This window comes from Flavobacterium pectinovorum, from assembly GCF_900142715.1.
Taxonomy (GTDB): Bacteria; Bacteroidota; Bacteroidia; order Flavobacteriales; family Flavobacteriaceae; genus Flavobacterium; species Flavobacterium pectinovorum.
In genome coordinates this window covers 760,090-778,894 of sequence record NZ_FRBX01000001.1, presented here as the reverse complement: position 1 = coordinate 778,894, position 18,805 = coordinate 760,090, and the positions used below count along the sequence as shown (strand labels likewise).

General features: G+C 33.8%; 10 protein-coding genes. All 10 read right to left on the bottom strand.

Features of this window, described 5'->3' with window-relative positions; all coding sequences use genetic code 11:
• Positions 1-61: 61 nt before the first annotated feature.
• Positions 62-6,196: a M4 family metallopeptidase gene (locus tag BUE22_RS03150; RefSeq protein ID WP_084540197.1), complete on the bottom strand. Its 6,135-nt coding sequence runs from the start codon at positions 6,194-6,196 to the stop codon at positions 62-64.
• Positions 6,197-6,285: 89 nt separating this feature from the next.
• A complete protein-coding gene (locus BUE22_RS23655) occupies positions 6,286-6,423 on the bottom strand; it encodes a hypothetical protein (RefSeq protein ID WP_159438456.1) in 138 nt (45 codons plus the stop codon).
• 176 nt (positions 6,424-6,599) lie between these two features.
• Positions 6,600-8,210 (bottom strand): tetratricopeptide repeat protein, encoded by a 1,611-nt coding sequence (locus BUE22_RS03145; RefSeq protein WP_073393685.1) that lies wholly within the window; start codon positions 8,208-8,210, stop codon positions 6,600-6,602.
• A 218-nt stretch (positions 8,211-8,428) separates the two neighbouring features.
• The gene (locus BUE22_RS03140; RefSeq protein WP_073393684.1) at positions 8,429-9,817 is read right to left on the bottom strand and encodes a M20/M25/M40 family metallo-hydrolase; all 1,389 of its coding nucleotides are present in this window, start codon (positions 9,815-9,817) and stop codon (positions 8,429-8,431) included.
• A gap of 118 nt (positions 9,818-9,935) precedes the next feature.
• Positions 9,936-11,849, bottom strand: a complete 1,914-nt coding sequence (locus BUE22_RS03135) for a discoidin domain-containing protein (RefSeq protein WP_073393683.1) — start codon at positions 11,847-11,849, stop codon at positions 9,936-9,938.
• Positions 11,850-11,925: 76 nt separating this feature from the next.
• Positions 11,926-12,711, bottom strand: coding sequence for a glycerophosphodiester phosphodiesterase family protein (locus BUE22_RS03130; protein ID WP_073393682.1), 786 nt, complete (start codon positions 12,709-12,711; stop codon positions 11,926-11,928).
• A 146-nt stretch (positions 12,712-12,857) separates the two neighbouring features.
• Positions 12,858-15,158, bottom strand: a complete 2,301-nt coding sequence (gene bglX, locus BUE22_RS03125; RefSeq protein WP_073393681.1) for a beta-glucosidase BglX — start codon at positions 15,156-15,158, stop codon at positions 12,858-12,860.
• A gap of 10 nt (positions 15,159-15,168) precedes the next feature.
• Positions 15,169-15,894, bottom strand: coding sequence for a carboxylesterase family protein (locus BUE22_RS03120; RefSeq protein ID WP_243396770.1), 726 nt, complete (start codon positions 15,892-15,894; stop codon positions 15,169-15,171).
• Positions 15,894-17,264, bottom strand: coding sequence for a glucoamylase family protein (locus BUE22_RS03115; RefSeq protein ID WP_073393680.1), 1,371 nt, complete (start codon positions 17,262-17,264; stop codon positions 15,894-15,896). Before BUE22_RS03115 ends, BUE22_RS03120 begins: the two co-directional genes overlap by 1 nt.
• A gap of 73 nt (positions 17,265-17,337) precedes the next feature.
• Positions 17,338-18,801 carry a RagB/SusD family nutrient uptake outer membrane protein gene (locus BUE22_RS03110; RefSeq protein ID WP_073393679.1) on the bottom strand — a complete coding sequence of 488 codons (1,464 nt, stop codon included), beginning with the start codon at positions 18,799-18,801 and terminating at the stop codon, positions 17,338-17,340.
• Positions 18,802-18,805: the final 4 nt, after the last annotated feature.

Here is an 18,805-nt window from a genome sequence, read left to right as displayed (position 1 = left end):
TTTTTTGTTTAAGAATGGTAACTCTCAAAAATGAGAGTTACCTTATCTATCTGTAATGCTGTTACTTCTTAATGATTTTGGCTGTATATTTCTTGCCATTTATAATACAGTCTAAAACATAAACTCCAGCATTTAATTCGCTTACATTTATATTTGATGGAATATTGGCATACTTTTTATTCCACAGTACTTTACCATCCATTGCATAAATATTGATTTGTGTTTCTCCTTCATTTTTATCGGCCAAAAAGATATTTACCGTATCAACTGCCGGATTAGGAAATACTCTAAAGGGATTTGTTATTTTTCCAACAAGCATACCTTTTGAATCAAATGAAATTGATTTACTGCTACATCCATTATTATTGGTTATCTGAAGGCTGTAATTTCCTTCCCAAATTGTGATTATAGATTTTTCGGTTGCATTTGGTATAGGTCTTTCATTTAGAAACCATTGATACGAAACAGCCTCAACCGAAGCAGTTAATTTTTTATTTCCTACAACCTGAATCTCAGGTACGATATTGTTTTCAAGAATTGAAATGGTAGTACTAAAAGTTTTACCGATGCCATTTTCATTGTAAACCGTTACATAATAATCCCCACTTTCTGTTATGGTAATAGTTGGTTCTGTTGAGCCGTCAAACCATTCGTAAGATTTGTATGTTCCGGGAGACAAAACAACCTCAGGACCGCATAAGTCTCCGCTTTCCAATTCAGATTCGAAAGTATCAAATGTTGCAGTTATGGTTTCTGTTAGCTTGCATCCGTTTTTCATTACTAATGTTACGGTATAATCTCCTGCTTTATTGATTTCTATACCATTAGAAACATCACCGGTATTCCATTTATAGGAAACAACTTCTAATTTATTAGCCCTAAAATTCGTCGCTGCATCGATGTATAAACTTTTACCTTCATATCCATGAATTACTGAATTATCAAATATTTTAAAATCTCCCGATACTTCTTGGTAGATATAGTTTTTTATTTCATTGTTTTGCGGAATAAGATCATTATCTAATTTTGCAATAACATTAAATACATGAGAATCACCACTTGTATCAAGTTTAGGCTGTTTTTTTAAAATATATTCTATGCTTTCACCTACCGGAATCGCTGCTTCAATCACTTCTGAAATAGTTTCATTTGTATTGATATATTCCAGATTCAATTGAATTGCCTTTTCCTGAATTGCAATTTGCCCTTCATTGGTCAGCTTAACTTTCACTTCAGATCCGCCACATACATCTTTTGGCGACAATATCTGTACAGATAAATCTAAAACAGGATCAGTGATTACTTTTAAATCATCCAATACCATATAAGAATATCCCCCTGCTTTGGCATGTCTAAATCGCAGCATTACAGATTTACCTGCATATTTACTTAAATTTACTATTCCTTTTTGCCATTCAGTGTCTCTATAATTTCCTTGTTTAGAAGCTCTCCATATTTCATTCCATTCGCCTCCTGCCGTTTTAACATCTATAATAAAAGCATTATTATAATTACTTTCAAGTCCGTAATAAAATTCTAAAGCAGTTGTATTTTCAGATAAATTATACAACGGAGAGATTAATTCTCCATAAGCTGCATAACCTTCTAGTTGATTGTAAAGCATTTGCGCTGCAATATCGCCAGTATGATCTTTTTTAGGAAGACCCAGATTTGCATTATCCGGTTTAATAACTGCTCGCCATGGATAATTTTCATCACTTTGATTGGAAACAAATCCCTTTGATCCAAATATTGATCCCGCTGATATAGTAGAAAAAGTTTCAACATCTAAAGTTGGTGCTTTTTCCAAAACCTGAAAAGCTCCTGTAAGATTCTCTGCCAATGCTTTTGGTTCTCCTTCTGCAATTACTTTTACATTAATCTCATAATTTCCTGCTGATAACTGCGGTATACCATCTACTGTATAAACAATAGTTTGATATCTGAATATCTGATCATTTCTTTCTCGTACAATTGGCTCCCCTATAGGTTTACCATTTTGGGTAATTTGATATTCGATAGTTGCCTTATTAACTGTACTATAAGATAAATTTTTTGCACTTATAAAAAATTGGTGTGATGGCGCATCTTCATATACATTTTCTGGTACACTTAAATTTGAGAGCTGTAAATAATCTGCTGTGTCTTTGATTTTAATATTATCTACTGCAAAACCATTGGCAAACAATCCGTTATCATCATGTACAAATGCTACAAGAACACAAGATTTTCCGGCATATGGAGTTAAATCTACGTGATATTCTATCCAGTTTGTAATATAAGACATTTTAAAAACCTCTTCCCAGGTTTTACCTCCATCCGTACTCACTTTTACATATCCGTCTGAAAGTCTTTGTCCGTCTCCAAAACCATCAAATGACAAATGTGCTTCTTTATACTTGCTTAAATCTAATACTGGAGAAATCAACATATCATTTGATGCATCACAATTACATTTATCATCATTACTTGCCATAAAATGCTCATGGCCTTCTAAAAACCAACCCGGAGATCCTAACTCTTTACTTGTTCCATATTTCCATCCTCCACTATTATTATTTTCAGAAGTTCTCCATCCTTTGTATTGAGTGCTATCTTCAAAATCCATTGTATAAGGCAATGAATCTATCTTCATATCTTTATTATCCCAGTTATCGAAACCAAATGTTAACGAATTATTTTCTGGTTTAACATCCTGAGCTACATCTTCAGGAAAAACTGAAACTGTGATTGTATTTTTACCAATGCTTTTTAAATTAATATTTGAAAGAGAATATGTTAGCGTATCTCCATATTTTGTAAATGTTAAAGCTATTTTTTCGATATTTGAAAAAACTTCATTTTTTTCCTTATCAAGAATTTTAACTGTTACATTAACCTGCTCTTTAGTAGTTGCGAAATTATTAATGATCTTTGCACTAATTGTTATGTTCTCATTGTTAACAGCACAGGTACCGGCGTCTAATTTTGCACCCGTAACTCCTAAATCATAAGGCGCATTACCTACACGAATGTTATCTATAAAAGCACCTAAAAAGTTACTGGCATAACTATCTGTAACAACTCGAAAACGAATAGCCGCCTTTTTACCTGCAAGTTCATTTAAACGTATTCCGATTGGTTTTTTATCCGTACGGTTATTAATTCCGCTAAACCATGGGCCAACTACTAAATCATTGTATTGCAAAGTTTCTGGATAATCTAGGCCTGTAGCTTTTTTCCAGTTTTGACCTTTGTCTTCAGAATATTCAACAATTAATCCGTCATATCCTTTATAAAACAAATGAATCATATCAAACTCAACATAGGGAGAAGTAATATTGGTAAAGTCAAATATTGGAGATTCTAATGTAAAATCAGAATTGGGTGGTACTCTTTCAGAAGTGCCATAATTTACAGTACCCCATAAATATTTCGAATTAGTATCTCTAAATGAAATCGCGGAAGTTTGCTGCCATACAAATTTTTGATTTGTAAGTATTGATTTTGAATACCAGCCACCAGGTGTTTTTTCGAAATCCTGAAAATATGGAAATTGAGTTACAACCCCATTATAAACCGAATTTGTAATACTGTTATTCGTAGTTACAGGATCCTGGCTATAGGTTACAAAAGCTTCATAATTATACAAGCCAGCTGCTGACAAATCGATATTATCTAAAGGAATTATCATTTCTGAATTGCCTTTAAAGACAGCTTGCAGTGTAATATCTTTCCAGATAGTTTCGCCTCCCGAAAGTGTATTCAAATATCCAACTTTCAATTGAGATCCTGCTGGTATATCCTCACAGCCCAAATTATAGATTGTTACAGCTAATGGATGATTGGCTGATAAAGCATCACCAGAGTACACGGGAAGATTTAGTCCCATAAGTTTAAGGTCAAAATCTTTTTGTGCAGGAGGAACTATTAAATTTGAAACAAAAGAAACTCCATCTTTTGCGCCAAATTCTGTAATAGGATTAAAATCAAATTTAACTTCAACATAATTTACTGTAGTTAAACTTATTACATAAGGAATATTGTCCTGAATTTTTATAATCGTTTCTTCTCCTACGCCAAGATCTTTGGTAAAGCTGATAGTACTATCGTTGGTGTAAAGAACATTAAATCTGCCGCCAAAACCTTGTGTCATCAATCTTAATTTGTAATTTAAGGTCTCATTTGTTTTAATTACAGTAGATCCTGTATTTTTAATTTTAATATAAAAAGGCTCATCCCCTTTTAAAGAACCACAAACAGCCGAAGGTTTTTCGACAGAAACAAGAGATATTTGCTTGTCTGCATAAGCTGCCCCAATACCAATAGCGTACCAGGCATTGGTAACTTGTTTGTATTCTTCAGAACCTAATCCGTATAAATCTTCGGCAACCATTAAAGTTGCCCGACGCATATCACTAAAGTTTGAAGAGGGAGATAAATACTCTGTAAGCGTTATGTAGGCAATTTTCTCTGCTTTGGCAAGACCAATAGCTTTAACATTATAACTGTTATTAAGATCATTTACACCTTGACCGCCTTCACTTAAAAGGTAAAACCAGTAATTTGTGATTCCGCTGTTAATGTGCACACCACCATTATCGTAATTTATGTTTGATGTATTTGCCCAATTTATTCCTCCATAAGTGTCAGGCTGTCCTTGGGCTTTCGGATTAGACATACTCCTCATACTTCCGTGGGTATACAATTCATTTCCCAACATCCAAATGTCATCTTTTTTGTCTTTTCCAACATAAAACTCAACAGAAACACCAAAAATATCACTGAAGGATTCATTCATAGCACCTGATTCTCCCTGATAAATTAAACCCGCCGTAAAACGTGTTACACCATGCGTCAATTCATGAGCTGTAATTCCCAATCCAACATAAGGCGTGTCGTAACCATCTCCAAATTGTGCCCATCCTCCAGTCCATGAAGCATTTTCGACATTATTGCCTAAATGTGCAAGACCAATAATTGTCATTCCTTTATTGTCGATACTATTTCGATCAAATTTTTCACCATAATATTCTATGGTTTTTTGCATACCCCAATGAATATCAATGGCAACTTCATCGTTATTTTTATTGTGCAGTTCATTCCAAATATTATCTTCATCAATAAAATCAGTAATTACTTCATCTGAAGCCTGATTATTGTGATTCAGATTCATAGTATACATTGGCACATTATATTTTCCCTGCAGACCTTCTAATCTATAACCATCCGCATATTGTTTGGTATTAAAACTTACATCTCCGGCGTATCGTGATTTACCTCTACCCAGCCTTTGGCCTTCGAAACTGGCATCCCGATTTAAGTCGATGATAAGAATTATTTTTCCGGAGTTTGCATCTACATAAATAGTCTGGCTTGATTGTGGATTAATTGCATAAATATCAAATTTCCATGTCAGGTAATATTCCTTTAGTTCAGAAGAAAAATTAGGACCCACATAAACCAATTCTCCTTCTGGTTTTGTACTTATATTTTTATCAAGTAAAGCACCTAATTTTTTACTTTCCCAAATATATTGTTTGGCGTTTACTTTTCTAAGTGCATTTTCTAAAGCAGCTGTAGCACTTACTTTATAACTGCTGCTTACAGACAATTTTTTAGCAGTATAACCAAATGCGTCTATCTTGGTTTTATTTTCTCTAACCTTGTAAATTGCTCCTTCTACCGGAACAGAATTATGCAATTGCTGATAAGTAGCCAATGTTCTTCCATGATTATCAGAGATTGATTTTAATTGCATTTTATCTGATGCAGACAAATCAAAAGCTTCTTTTTTAACTTCGAATATGTTTTTGGCAGTTAAACTTGATGATTTAGCAAAAGATTTAACCTTCGTGCTTACAGTATCCTGTGCGTTTGTTTTCTCTGAATCATTTAGTTTTTGTCCAAATAATTGCTGGCTTTGCTGTAGCTGTTTTGTTATCGATTCACTTTCTGCTTTAGAAAGTTCTTTGCCACTTATCTTTTCTTCTTCCTGAATTAGAAGATTGCCAGCATTGTTACTCTGAGTAGAATTTGGATCATTATTTATCTTACTAACTTGATCTTTTGTCTGATTTGGTGCTGGCTCGTCGACAGCCATTTTCACACCATCCTTTTTTACGCTTTGAAAAGGAGACTGAGCCATTCCTACGGAACAGGCGAAGAAACTTAACAAAACAAACAAACACTTGGTTTTTAGGTAAATCTGGTTCATTTCTTTAAATTTAAAATTAATATTATGGTTAGTTTGGTTATAATCGCACTTTAAATGGTATAGCAGCCACTCAAGTGCCTTTCTAAAAATCAATTTGGAGTTTGATCTTCAGGATTTTCTTTTGTTATTTTTTCAAGAATCTTTAAGAGGATTTCCTTTTGGGTTTTTGTTTCTTCCAAAAGCTGTTCTAAACTTTTAGGAGGTACTTTTTTTTTCTTCTCGTTCATTCTAAATTTATTTGCATCGATTTGGTAAATGTAGAATGGACATTACATATTTTTGAAAAACGGACTATTACAAAAACACTCACAGGTAAAAAATTGTCACTCAAAAAACACTCAAAAAAAAATAACCCAAACTAAATCAGACGATTAGTTTGGGTCATTTTTTACATTTATTAGGTTTAAAATGTATTGAGATAAGTGGAGAGATTTACCTTTTCGTTAGTCAAATCAAACTTTTTCCGAAGTCTTGTTCTGGAATTTTCGATCGCTTTGAAAGATTGCCCCGTAATCTGAGATATTTCTTTTGTTGTTAGATCAAGGTATAAAAGAGCGCATAATCTGCGGTCTTTTGGAGTAAGGGAAGGATAATCGTTTTTTAGTTTATCAAAAAAAGACTGGTGGACCTGTTCAAAACTTATTTCGAATTCTTTCCAGATATCGGTATTTAAATTCTTTTCCAAACGCTTTAAAACTATATCAATAGCCTGCTGCATTTCTTTATTAATAGCTTTGAGTTTAATTTGTTTAAGATCAGTAAGGATTTCATTAATGCTGTCTGTACGATGTATTTCTGACATAGCTTTTCCTACCAGAACCATATTTTTAGCTTTCAGGTTTTCCTTTAAACCTTGCATTTTGGTGTTTAATTTTTCTTTTTCCAGTTGATTTTTAATGTTTCTATTTCGGTATTTTATTAGTAAAATAATTAAAATTAAAATGCCAACTACCAATATCAATCCCACCACAGAATACTTAAAGAGTTTCTTTTGTTCTATAAGTGTTTTTATTTGTGTGCGAACTTTGTAATCCTGTTCTAATTTTATTCTTTCCAGATTTACTGCTTTTTCTTCAACATTAATACTGTCGTTGATTGCATTGTATTTCTGAAAATAATGTACCGCATTTTTATAATCTGCCGTACTTATATAGACCTCATAAAGCATTTTATTAAGGTTTAAACCTGAAAAGCTATACACATTATCTTTACCTAATTCTAATGCCTTTTTTGCATTTGCAATTACGGCATCATAGTTTTTCTCTTTTAATTTATATTGCGAAAAAGACTCATATACAAAAGCTTTTACAGCATTATCAACTGGTTTATCTACTAAAGAAAAAGCCTGGTCAAAATAATATTCAGCATTTTCTTCATCATTTTTTAATGCATACGCTCGCGCTAAATTAGTATAGACATAAATTTTTAAGGTGTAGTCTTTTATCGTTCCGTTTATAGCTTGAGCCTTTTGGTAATAATGCAAAGAAGAATCTACATTTTTATCTAAATATAAAGTACCAATATTGTTTAAAATTTTTACGAGCTTAACGCGGTCATTCTTAGACTTTTGATAGTGATATACGTTTAAGAAATATTTTAATGCTTTTTCCTTATTTTTCCCGAGTGAATAAATAATGGCAAGATTGTTTTCTAATTTTGATAATTCTTCAATATTATTGTTTTGCTTGTAAATATCATGCGCTTTAAAATAATATTTCAAACTAACATCAAATACTTCTTTGGAGGCATACATTTTTCCTGCCGTAACATAAACATACGCCAGCGTAAGTTCTGGATTTTCTGTTTTTCTGGCTTCAGATTCGGCTATTTCAATATATTTTATAGCTCTGTCCCAATCCGATTTTTGCAATCTTAAAGCAATTTTTCGACAGAGTTCTACTTTTTTCTGATGATCATTAATAGTATTTAGACCATCAATCAGCTCCTTTGTCGATTGTGAATGAATACTCAAAGAAAGAATAAGAAAAAAGAAAGAAAATAATCGTGTAGCCATATTAATAACTCTAAAGAAGGATTCAAATTTAAACAAAAAAAATAGGATTAATAAGACATAAATAATAAAAAGAAGAATTGTCGGTTTAGTCCTGAATTTGAAATTATAACTGCTTTAAGCGATTAATATTATACTCTAAGGAATCAATTATGAATTAAATTTAAAAGCCGTCTCAAACGTATTTGAGACGGCTTCATTTTGTAAATATCTATTTAAAATTAATTAGCCTTTGGCATTTCAATTCCGGTTTGGTCTAATAAATAAACTAAGCTTGCCATTGTTGCTGCTCCAAGTTCTAATTCTCTTTTATTAACAGCATCAAATTTGTCGTTTGCTGCGTGGTGATAATCAAAATAACGTTGAGAATCAGGTTTTAAACCAGCTTTAACAATCGCTTTAGATGTTAAATGGCTAATATCAGATCCTGCATGTCCAATTGTAAAACTATGAACTAAATAAGGCTCAAAAAGATCTCTGAATCCTTGTATTTTTTTTAGGTTTGCATCGTCTGCTTCAATTGAAAAACCTCTTGGTGAAAATCCGCCTGAATCACTTTCTAAAGCAAAAATATGGTTCTCATTTTTTTGTTTTGAAACTTCTTCATATTTCGCTCCACCTTTTCCACCATTCTCTTCATTCATAAATAAAACTACACGAATTGTATTTTTAGGTTTGTAGTTTAAATTTTTAAGAATACGAACTACTTCCATACTTTGTACTACTCCTGCTCCATCATCCTGAGAACCATCAGCCAGATCCCAAGAATCTAAGTGACCACCAACAACCATAATATTCTCCGGAGTTACTGTTCCTGTTAATTCTCCAATAACATTATATGATAATACATCAGGCAATGTTTCGCAAGATTGTTTGAAATAAAATTTTAAAGACGGATTGCTTTTTAAGGTTGCACTTAATAATTCAGCTCCGTTTGTACTAATCGCAGCTGTAGGGATATATTGTTCTTTCGTCAAATCACCATAACTTTGGGCGCCTGTATGAGGAAAATCGTCTAAACGTAAATTCATCGAACGTACAATTGTTCCCACTGCTCCAAGTTTAGCGGCTTCTTTTGCACCAGCAAATCTTTGATCAACACAAGCTCCGTATGAAATGAAAGTTTCAACATTTTCAGGATTCATTGGTCTGTTAAAAAACACAATTTTTCCTTTTACTTTATCTCCTAATTCGGCAAGTTCTTTAATTCCCTGAACTTCTATAACTTCTGCCGTAAGTCCTGTTTTTGCAGTTGCAACAGATCCACCCAAAGCACAAATTGGCACAGCAGTTTTAACTTTTCCGTTTAAGATAAAAGCACTTTCTTTTTCGCCACGAACCCAATGCGGAACCATAACTTCTTGTAAATATACTTTGTCAAGTCCTAAACTTTCAAGCTGAGATTTAGTATAATTAACAGCCAGCTGTGCGTTTTGAGATCCCGATAAACGAGCTCCAATATCGTTAGATAAATACTCTAACCAAGTGTAAGCTTTAGACTCGGTTAAGGCCTTTTTATAAAATAATTTAATATTTTTTTCATCATTTGACTGGGCAAAAGATGTCAATCCGCTTAAAACTAATGCAGTTAAAAGAATTGTTTTTTTCATAGGTTTAATGGCTTTTTCGGGTTACTTAATCTGCTACATGATAGCTATGCAAAGGAACAAATTCTTTTATAAATCGTTGCCATTTTAGTCAACCTTTTATGAAAAAATAGTTACAAAATTATTTTACTTCAATAAGCTTCGTTTTTGAACTAATACCATTTTCGTTAAAAGCTTCAACCGTAAAATAATATTTTGTGTCTTTATCCAAACCTCTAAAATCATACACACTTTCATCATAAACCATAATGGTATTGTATAATTTATCCGGAGCAATTCCGTAATAAATATTATATCCAATTGCGTCAGTTTGTTTCTTCCAGGAAATCATTGCATTACGAGAATCTTTGGTATTTCTATTTACTTTAAAACCAGAAACAGCTTTTGGTTTTGCCATCAATCCGTTTCCAAAAACCCTGAAATCTGAAACCGCAAATAATCCCGAAGCATTATGAATGTTTTCCATTTTGATGTAACGCGCTTCGATTGATTTTGTTAATTCAACATAATCATGCGGAGCATCTTTATCATTTTGAGATTTATCTACAACCAATGTCCAGTTTACAGCATCGTCAGACATGAATATTTTATACTGATAATAAATATCCATCGCTTTATTGTATTGTGTTGCTTTATGATCGGCATAATTAATTTGCAACGCATTTACCTGCATTTTTCTCCCTAAATCAAGCTGTAACCATTCACCCGGATTATTTGTTTTTGCTGACCAATAGGTTTGAATATTTTCATCTGTTAAATTATTCGCGCCATAGCAAAATTTCTCATATACTTTTTTGCCTCCATTATCCATTCTGTGTGTTTCCACTTCCATACAATCTTCTGAAGAAGAAGCTGTAGCTGTTTTTTTATAAGATAATAACATCCATCCGGAAGAAGCTCCATTTTCATGATTGCGTTGTTCTGTAGGAAGTTTTATTGGAAAATCTCCGTACGATGTGTTCGAATACATGACATCATCTTTATCAAATCCGGCAGGAAACATATCAATACGACGCTCAAAACGGTCTTTTATTGAAATTTTACACGTTCCTGTGTTCCAATAATTTCCATAAATATCTGCAAAAGTGTTTCCGTGTCCGGCACCAATTACAAATCCTCCGGGCTTATACGACATCGGATTGTGCTTTTGATACACAAATGGCCCTAACGGATTATCACCAACGTGAACTCCGTTTGCATATCCTTTAAATTCAGTAGCAGGAGCGCCGTATTGCATATAATATTTACCGTTGTGTTTGGTCATCCATGCGCCCTCAATAAAATTACCCCAGGGCGCAGGTTCCATATCATTGTTAGGTCCAAAACGTTCCCAACCGTGTGAAGCAGGATCTAAACCAACAACCGCTTTTGCCTGACCGTAAGGTTTTTGAATATCCTCAACTTCTGTCGCTGCATACAATTGTGCATAATCTGCCTGATTTCCTTTTGGTAACCATGTTTTATAATCTACCTCTACACCTACAAGTGGTAATTTTCCGCTTGAACCGTAATACATATATACTTTTTTATCATCATCCTGAAAAATAGCTGGATCCCAGGTTGGTAACATTGCTTTATCGACATGTCGCAACCATTTTCCTGATTTTGGATCGGCTGTTTTCCAAATCGGATGATCTTTTTTCCATGTTGATCCAACATAAAACAAAGTATCGTTTACCACCCATGCAGCAGGTGCACACTGGTCATCATCTCCCGGTTGTCTTTGAAAACTTCCATAAACAAATTTCCAGTCAGACATGTCTTTACTCCAAAAGAAACCTGCCTGATTGGTAGCAAATAAGTAATATTCGCCTTTATAAGTAATAATAACCGGATCGGCACTTGAACGACGCGATTCAGGAATCCCGTTGTGCTTAAAGGTCGTGTAATTGTAACCAATATTTATTGGATTACAATATGTTGAAGCTGGTTTATTAGGATCAAACCATTCTGTTTTTCCAGGAATGGAATTTTGCGCCGAGATATTAAATCCTATCAAAAGCAACAAAAGCGATATAGACGATAGTTTATACATTTCTTTATTTTTATGTTATGAATTATTCGTTAGGAGTTTTGTGTTAAAAGTATTATTAACGCTTAATTTCTAATCTTTACTCTTTATTCTTTACTCTTTCCCCCAATAATTCCGGTTCATTGGTTGTAATATAATCGAATTTATTTTCGATAATCCAATCCATTACTTTGGCATCGTTAACCGTCCAGACATTTAGTGTAATATGATTTTCTTTTGCTTCTTTGATCCATTCCGGATGTTTTTCAAAAACTGAATAATGGAAATCAACTCCCGTTATTTTGTCTAATTTCACTTCTTTTGGAGATTTATTTCCTTCCAGATATTGCAAAGAGGTTTTAGTATCGACTTCTCTAATTTGTTTCAAAATGTCATAATCAAAACTGATGTAACCCGTAATTTTATCAGCTTTAAGTCTTTTGATCATTTCAACAGTTTTTAGTGCCGTTTTCTTTCCTCTTTCTTTACTTATTTCCGAAGGCTTTATTTCACAGACTAAAAGTGTGTGGTTTTTATTTTTTTTGCCTTCAGTGATATATTCATGTAAAGTTGGCAGCTTCTCTCCGTTTGAAAGTTTAAATTTTATTAAGTCGGCATAATTTGTTTCCTCAATAAGAAGTTTGTTATAATGAGCATCATGATTGATTACCAATGAATCATCGGCTGTTCTCCATACATCAAACTCTGATCCTGCCAATTTTAAATCAATCGCATGTCGAAGTGAAGCAATTGAATTTTCAGGAAGATTATTTGTTTTCCAGGCTCCGCGATGCGCAACAATCGCATTTTTCTTTGCCGTACAAGAAGACAAAACAACTATTGCAAACAAAAACAGGAATATTTTAGATGTTTTAATGGTTTTCATTGTATAGAAAATTAAATTATTTGAAAAATTTGAGTTTTTATTGATCTAAAAATCCGTACTAATTTTAATACATTTTAAGACTAAAAAACTATAAAAAAGCCCTCCGTATAACCAGTACGAAGGGCAATTTCTAATTAACAAACCAATTATTTAGTTAACTCAAAACTAACTTTCTTATCGGCATTTGAATTTCCACCAATGAAAACATCAAACTGTCCAGGTTCTGCTACGAATTGTAGATCAGAATTATAAAATTTTAAATCTTCAACAGTAATCTCAAAAGTCACTGTTTGTTTCTCCCCTTTTTTAAGGGTTATTTTTTGAAAGTTTTTCAATTCTCTAACGGGTCTTGTTACTGAACCAACTAAATCTCTGATATATAACTGAACGGTTTCTTTACCGTCATAATTTCCTGTATTTGCAACATCAACAGTAACTTTTAGTTTTCCGCTGAAATTCATTTTATCCGATGAAATTTTCAGGTTTGAATATTCGAAAGAAGTATAACTTAAACCAAACCCAAATGGAAATAATGGCTCGTTTCTTTCATCGATATAATTTGATCTGAATTTCTCGAATTTTCCTTCTGTATTAGAAAGTGGTCTTCCTGTATTTTTGTGTGCATAATAAATTGGCACTTGTCCTACGCTTCTTGGGAAAGTTGTTGTCAATTTTCCAGAAGGGTTTACATCTCCAAATAAAACATCGGCGATAGCGTAACCCGCTTCTGTACCGGCGAACCAAGCATTTAAAATTGCCGGAACTGTTTTTTCTTCATCTGTAATAACCAAAGGACGACCGTCAAATAATACTAAAACAACCGGTTTTCCTGTTTTTAATAGTGCATTTAATAAATCTTTTTGCGCTTGTGGAATTTCCAAATTTGTACGGCTGCTTGATTCTCCGCTCATTTCTGCAGATTCTCCCAGAGCTGCCACAATTACATCTGACTGATTTGCAACTTTTAATGCTTCTGCTAATAAATCTTCTTTCGAACGTGCATCGCGGTGCAAGGTTTTACCAAACATTGTAGCATTAGTTTCAAAAGTTTCATCATAATCTAAGTTGCTTCCTTTTGCATATAGCACTTTCGTGGATGCTCCTGCAACTTCTTTAATTCCTGCTAATAATGAAATAGCATTCTCCATTTTTGTAGCTACACTCCATGTTCCAGGCATATTTTCTTTTGCATCTGCCAATGGTCCGATAAGTGCAATAGTTCCAGATTTTTTAAGAGGTAAAACCTGATTTTGATTTTTTAATAAAACCAATGACTGAGCAGAAATCGATCTTGCTTCTTTTCTGCTATTTGCTGTAAAAATCTCCGTTTTAGCTCTTTTTTCGTCGCAATATTTATAAGGATCTTCAAATAATCCTAAGTCATATTTTGCCTCTAAAATAAGTCTTACGGCATTGTCAATTTGTGAAATAGTAACTCTGTTTTCATCTAAAGATTTTTTCAAAGTAGTTAAAAAACCTTCTCCAACCATATCCATTTCAACACCTGCGTTTAAGGACATAGCCGAAACATCTTGTAAATTACCCATTCCGTGTTCAATCATTTCAGGAATTCCTGTAAAATCTGTTACTACGAAACCTTTAAAACCCCATTGTTTTCTCAAAACATCGGTCATTAACCATTTGTTTCCTGTAGCCGGAATTCCGTCAACTTCATTGAAAGAGGCCATAACCGATCCTACACCAGCATCAACAGCCGCTTTGTAAGGAGGGAAATAATCGTTAAACATTCTGATATGACTCATATCAACAGTATTGTAATCACGTCCACCTTCTGGAGCTCCGTATAAAGCAAAGTGTTTTACACAAGCTAAAATTGAATTGTTTTTAGATAAATCGTGTTGTTGGTAACCGTTTACCATCGCTTTTGCGATTTGGCTTCCTAAGTAAGGATCTTCACCTGAACCTTCAGAAACTCTTCCCCAACGCGGATCACGGGATATATCAACCATTGGTGAAAACGTCCAGTTAATTCCGTCTGCACTTGCTTCCTGAGCGGCAATTTGGGCACTTCTTTCGATCAAATTCATATCCCATGTACAAGACAATCCTAACGGAATTGGGAATGTAGTTTCGTAACCATGAATAACATCCATTCCAAAAAGCAATGGGATTTTCAAGCGGCTTTTTTCAACAGCAATTTTTTGAACTTCTTTAATTTTTTGTACCGATTTGATGTTGAACAAACCTCCAACTTTTCCCTCGGCAATATTTTTTGCAACATTAGAACTATTAGCTTGTCCTGTAGTAATATCTCCAGAAGTTGGTAAATTTAACTGCCCTAGTTTTTCGTCTAAAGTCATTTTTGAAATTAACTCGGCTACAAACTCAGATTTCGGTTTAATTTTTACTGCATTTTTAGTGTTCTTTTTTTGGGCGTAACCCAAAACAGCACATCCTAAAAACAGTAAGACTAATTTCTTTTTCATTCTATTGTTTTTATTTATTTGTATTTGTTTTCATCTGTTTAAGCATCCAGTCATAAATTTCCGGATTATCATAAACTCTTGTCCAGCTATCATGACCTGCATCATCAAAAATGGTCAGCTGAACATCTTTTGCATTACATTTTTTTAATTCTTTATAAATCGCAATTGCATAATCTACTTTTACCACATCATCCAATAATCCGTGATAAATTCTGGTTGGTATATTGGCTATTTTACAAGCACTTTCTAATTCAATTAAATCAACAAAACCAGAAATTGGGACTATTGCTGCAAACATATCCGGATACGAAAGTGCTAAATTCCAAGCGGCCCAGCCTCCTGAACTTAAACCTGTAACATAAATTCTGTCTGGATCTATTTTGTTCTCTTTCTGAATTTTTAAAATCAATTCATAAATAGATTCAATACTCCATTTTTCACCTTCCTTACATTGTGGAGCCAAAACATAAGCATCTAATTGATGTGTTTTTAAGTACTTTAAAGGCCCGTGAATTTTTACTTTTTCAATATCAGTTCCCTTTTCTCCATCGCCGGAAATAAAAACTATTAAAGGTCTTTTCTCTTTTGTATTGGCTGGTTTATGTAAAGCATAACCTAATTCATAATTGGCAACCACAACCGTTTTTAGTTTTCCGTTTGTCTCACTTTGTGCAAAACCAATCACAGAAAAAAGAATCAACAATAACGTTATACTATTTTTAATTTTAAATGCCATTAAAAACCGTATTTACCTGATTTAAATCCAAGTTTTACTAAACCTTGTTTTACTTCGGGAGCATTCATGAATAATTTCCATAATAATCCAGTTCTATAATTTTCGATCATCACAACTTCTGGTCCCTGATCGATTGCTAAGTAGCGTTTTGCAACCCAGTTATTATTCTGTAAACTCAAAGCATCATAAAAACCGGCATTTCCCCAAGTTTCTTTTTTATGATTATCGTATAAATTACGAATTACAGCCATAGATTCTTTTGGCGTATAAACAATCGAGCTTATAGCAGCAGTTGGCGACATAACGCCCTGATCGTTGCTTGGCATGTGTGCATTATAACCTATTGAGCCATCAGGATTTCTTGAATACGAAGCGCTTAATCCCCAATAATCAGCACTGTAGCCTTTCTTAGGATTCTCTACACAATATTTATAATTGATTTTGGTTTGATTTACGTTTAAATCCCAATAGTTCGCATATTTATCGCTTAATTGAGTTGGATCAAGTCCTACATAAGAATAATGCGCCCAGAATAATGGTCCGCCAAATTCTTCTGCTCCGTTATGCTTTAAAATTAACGGAAGATTGTATTTTGTTTTTGATGAAACGATTCCTCCGCTTCTTGCCCAGCCTTCGTGATAAACTTTTGCATCAATTCCATGAGTTGGCGAAGAAGCTGCCATTACGTAAGTAATTAAACATTCGTTGTATCCTTCTAATGCAAAATTCATTTGCCACGCATAAGTTGGCGACCAATGCCAGTATAAAACATTTTTGTTGTTTGTGTACCAGTTCCATTCTACACCTTTCCAAAGTGCGTCATATTTTTGAGCTACTGCTTTTTCTTTTTCAGAACCGTCTTTTAGATATTCGCGAACTGTAATCATTCCCGCAACCAAAAATGAAGTCTCGACTAAGTCTCCGCCATTATCCTTGGTTCCAAAAGGCTTTACTTTTCCTGTATTTCCGTTTATCCAGTGTGACCATGCTCCGTGAAAACGATCGGCTTTGCCTAAAAAATCCGCAATTTTGTTTAATCTTTCAACACCTTGATCTTTGGTAATATAGCCTTGAGACATTCCAGAAACAAGCGCCATCAATCCAAAACCAGAACCTCCTGTAGTTACAATATTCGAATCATTTTCAGGATAAATTCCATCTGGATGATAACGTTCTCTGGCTAATCCAGAGTTTGGTTCAGCATAATCCCAGAAATACTTAAAGGTTTCTTTTTGAACCACGTTTAAAAGTTGCTCATCAGATAATTTCTCCGTTGCAGTATTTTCTTCTGCATTTTCTTTTGGTTTGTCAGTATTTGAACCACAACCAAAAAAAGTAAAAACCATTAGTAAAACTGAAATTCTAATCATTATAAAAAAATTATGGGAATTTGAAAATAATCACTCCTTTCAAGTTTCGAAAGGAGTGATTTTGAGATTTTAATTAGTAACCACCAGGGTTTTGTTGTGAAAGCGCTCCGGCTTCTCTTAAGAATGAAGTTGGTATAGGCCATAATTCATGTTTTCCAACAATAAAGTTTTTCCCGTCTGCTGTCATGGCTGCTTCAGCTTGTCCTGTTCTAACAAGATCAAACCATCTGTCATGCTCAAAAGCAAATTCTACTCTTCTTTCTTTCCAGATTGCTGTTCTCACATCTGCCTGTGACACTGCTGATGTTTCTCCTATTTTAGCTCTAAGTCTAATTTGATTTAATAATGGAATGGCTGCATCAGTCTGACCTAATTCATTTAGCGCCTCAGCTTTCATTAATATAACTTCAGCATATCTTAAATATCTAAGATTTGTATCTGTAAATTCCTGATTATAAAAAGATGATGAGTATGCTTTATAATTGTATCTTGGATTTGCTACAGTTGATGGTATTTCTCTACCATCGTATAAAACTGAACCTCTAAAAATGATAGTTGCTTCTCTTCTAACATCTCCTGGCTCATAAGCATCTGCTAAACCTTGAGTTGGTGTGTTGAATCCCCATCCCCAACCTCCGGCACCACGTGGTGCTTGAGAAACAGAGTAATTTCCAATTCCAAATCCAGGTGTAGAAGTAGAACCAACTCCATTAATTTCGAAAATAGATTCTGGACCAAATTCTCCTTCTTTTTTAAATTGTAATGAATAATCAGAAACTAAAGAATAACCCGTTACTTTATCGCAATTGTCAATTACTTTTTGCCAATTTTTTTGATATAGATTTACTTTTGCTAATAAAGCGTATGCAGATCCTTTAGAAACTCTGACAACATCTGCCCCTGTATAAGCTGATTTTAAAGGCAAAGCTTCTGCAGCATCATTTAGGTCTTGCTCTATAAAAGCATAAACTTCTGCTACTGTTTTACGTGTCAATTGCATTTTTCTATCATCCTCAGAGATTGGAACTGTAGCTAAATGATCTATAATTGGCACTCCACCATACCCTTTTACTAAAGTAAAATACATAAAAGCTCTCAGGAATTTCGCTTCTCCTGTTAATCTCGCTTTTAAACTAGGTGTTACAAGATCTAACTTAGGAAACATTGCCAATGCCTGATTACATCTGTTAATTCCAGCATAATTAGCCTCCCAGGTAGATTGAAATGATGGCGTTGAAGCGTTATAAGTCAATGCATCAACAATATCTTTATCTCCACCAGCATCTCCCGGGTCAGATCCTTTATCTGCATCATCTGAGATAATACTTGAAACTGCATTCCACCCAAAAGAGGACATTTCCCAGCCTAAAAATTGATTGTAAATTGCTGTTACAAAACCTGATGCTCCCGCATCACTATTAACCAAAGCCGGATCAGCCGGAATAGCTTCTGTTGAATCTACATCTAAAAAATCATCTGAACATCCGGAAAAAAATAATCCAGAAAGCACAAATATTGATATATATAATCTTTTCATGATA

Coding starts and splice junctions, on each gene's coding strand:
- BUE22_RS03150 (WP_084540197.1), bottom strand. CDS start 6,196: ATGAACCAGATTTACCTAAAAACCAAGTGTTTGTTTGTTTTGTTAAGT.
- BUE22_RS03120 (WP_243396770.1), bottom strand. CDS start 15,894: ATGGCATTTAAAATTAAAAATAGTATAACGTTATTGTTGATTCTTTTT.
- bglX (WP_073393681.1), bottom strand. CDS start 15,158: ATGAAAAAGAAATTAGTCTTACTGTTTTTAGGATGTGCTGTTTTGGGT.
- BUE22_RS23655 (WP_159438456.1), bottom strand. CDS start 6,423: ATGAACGAGAAGAAAAAAAAAGTACCTCCTAAAAGTTTAGAACAGCTT.
- BUE22_RS03130 (WP_073393682.1), bottom strand. CDS start 12,711: ATGAAAACCATTAAAACATCTAAAATATTCCTGTTTTTGTTTGCAATA.
- BUE22_RS03115 (WP_073393680.1), bottom strand. CDS start 17,264: ATGATTAGAATTTCAGTTTTACTAATGGTTTTTACTTTTTTTGGTTGT.
- BUE22_RS03145 (WP_073393685.1), bottom strand. CDS start 8,210: ATGGCTACACGATTATTTTCTTTCTTTTTTCTTATTCTTTCTTTGAGT.
- BUE22_RS03140 (WP_073393684.1), bottom strand. CDS start 9,817: ATGAAAAAAACAATTCTTTTAACTGCATTAGTTTTAAGCGGATTGACA.
- BUE22_RS03135 (WP_073393683.1), bottom strand. CDS start 11,849: ATGTATAAACTATCGTCTATATCGCTTTTGTTGCTTTTGATAGGATTT.
- BUE22_RS03110 (WP_073393679.1), bottom strand. CDS start 18,801: ATGAAAAGATTATATATATCAATATTTGTGCTTTCTGGATTATTTTTT.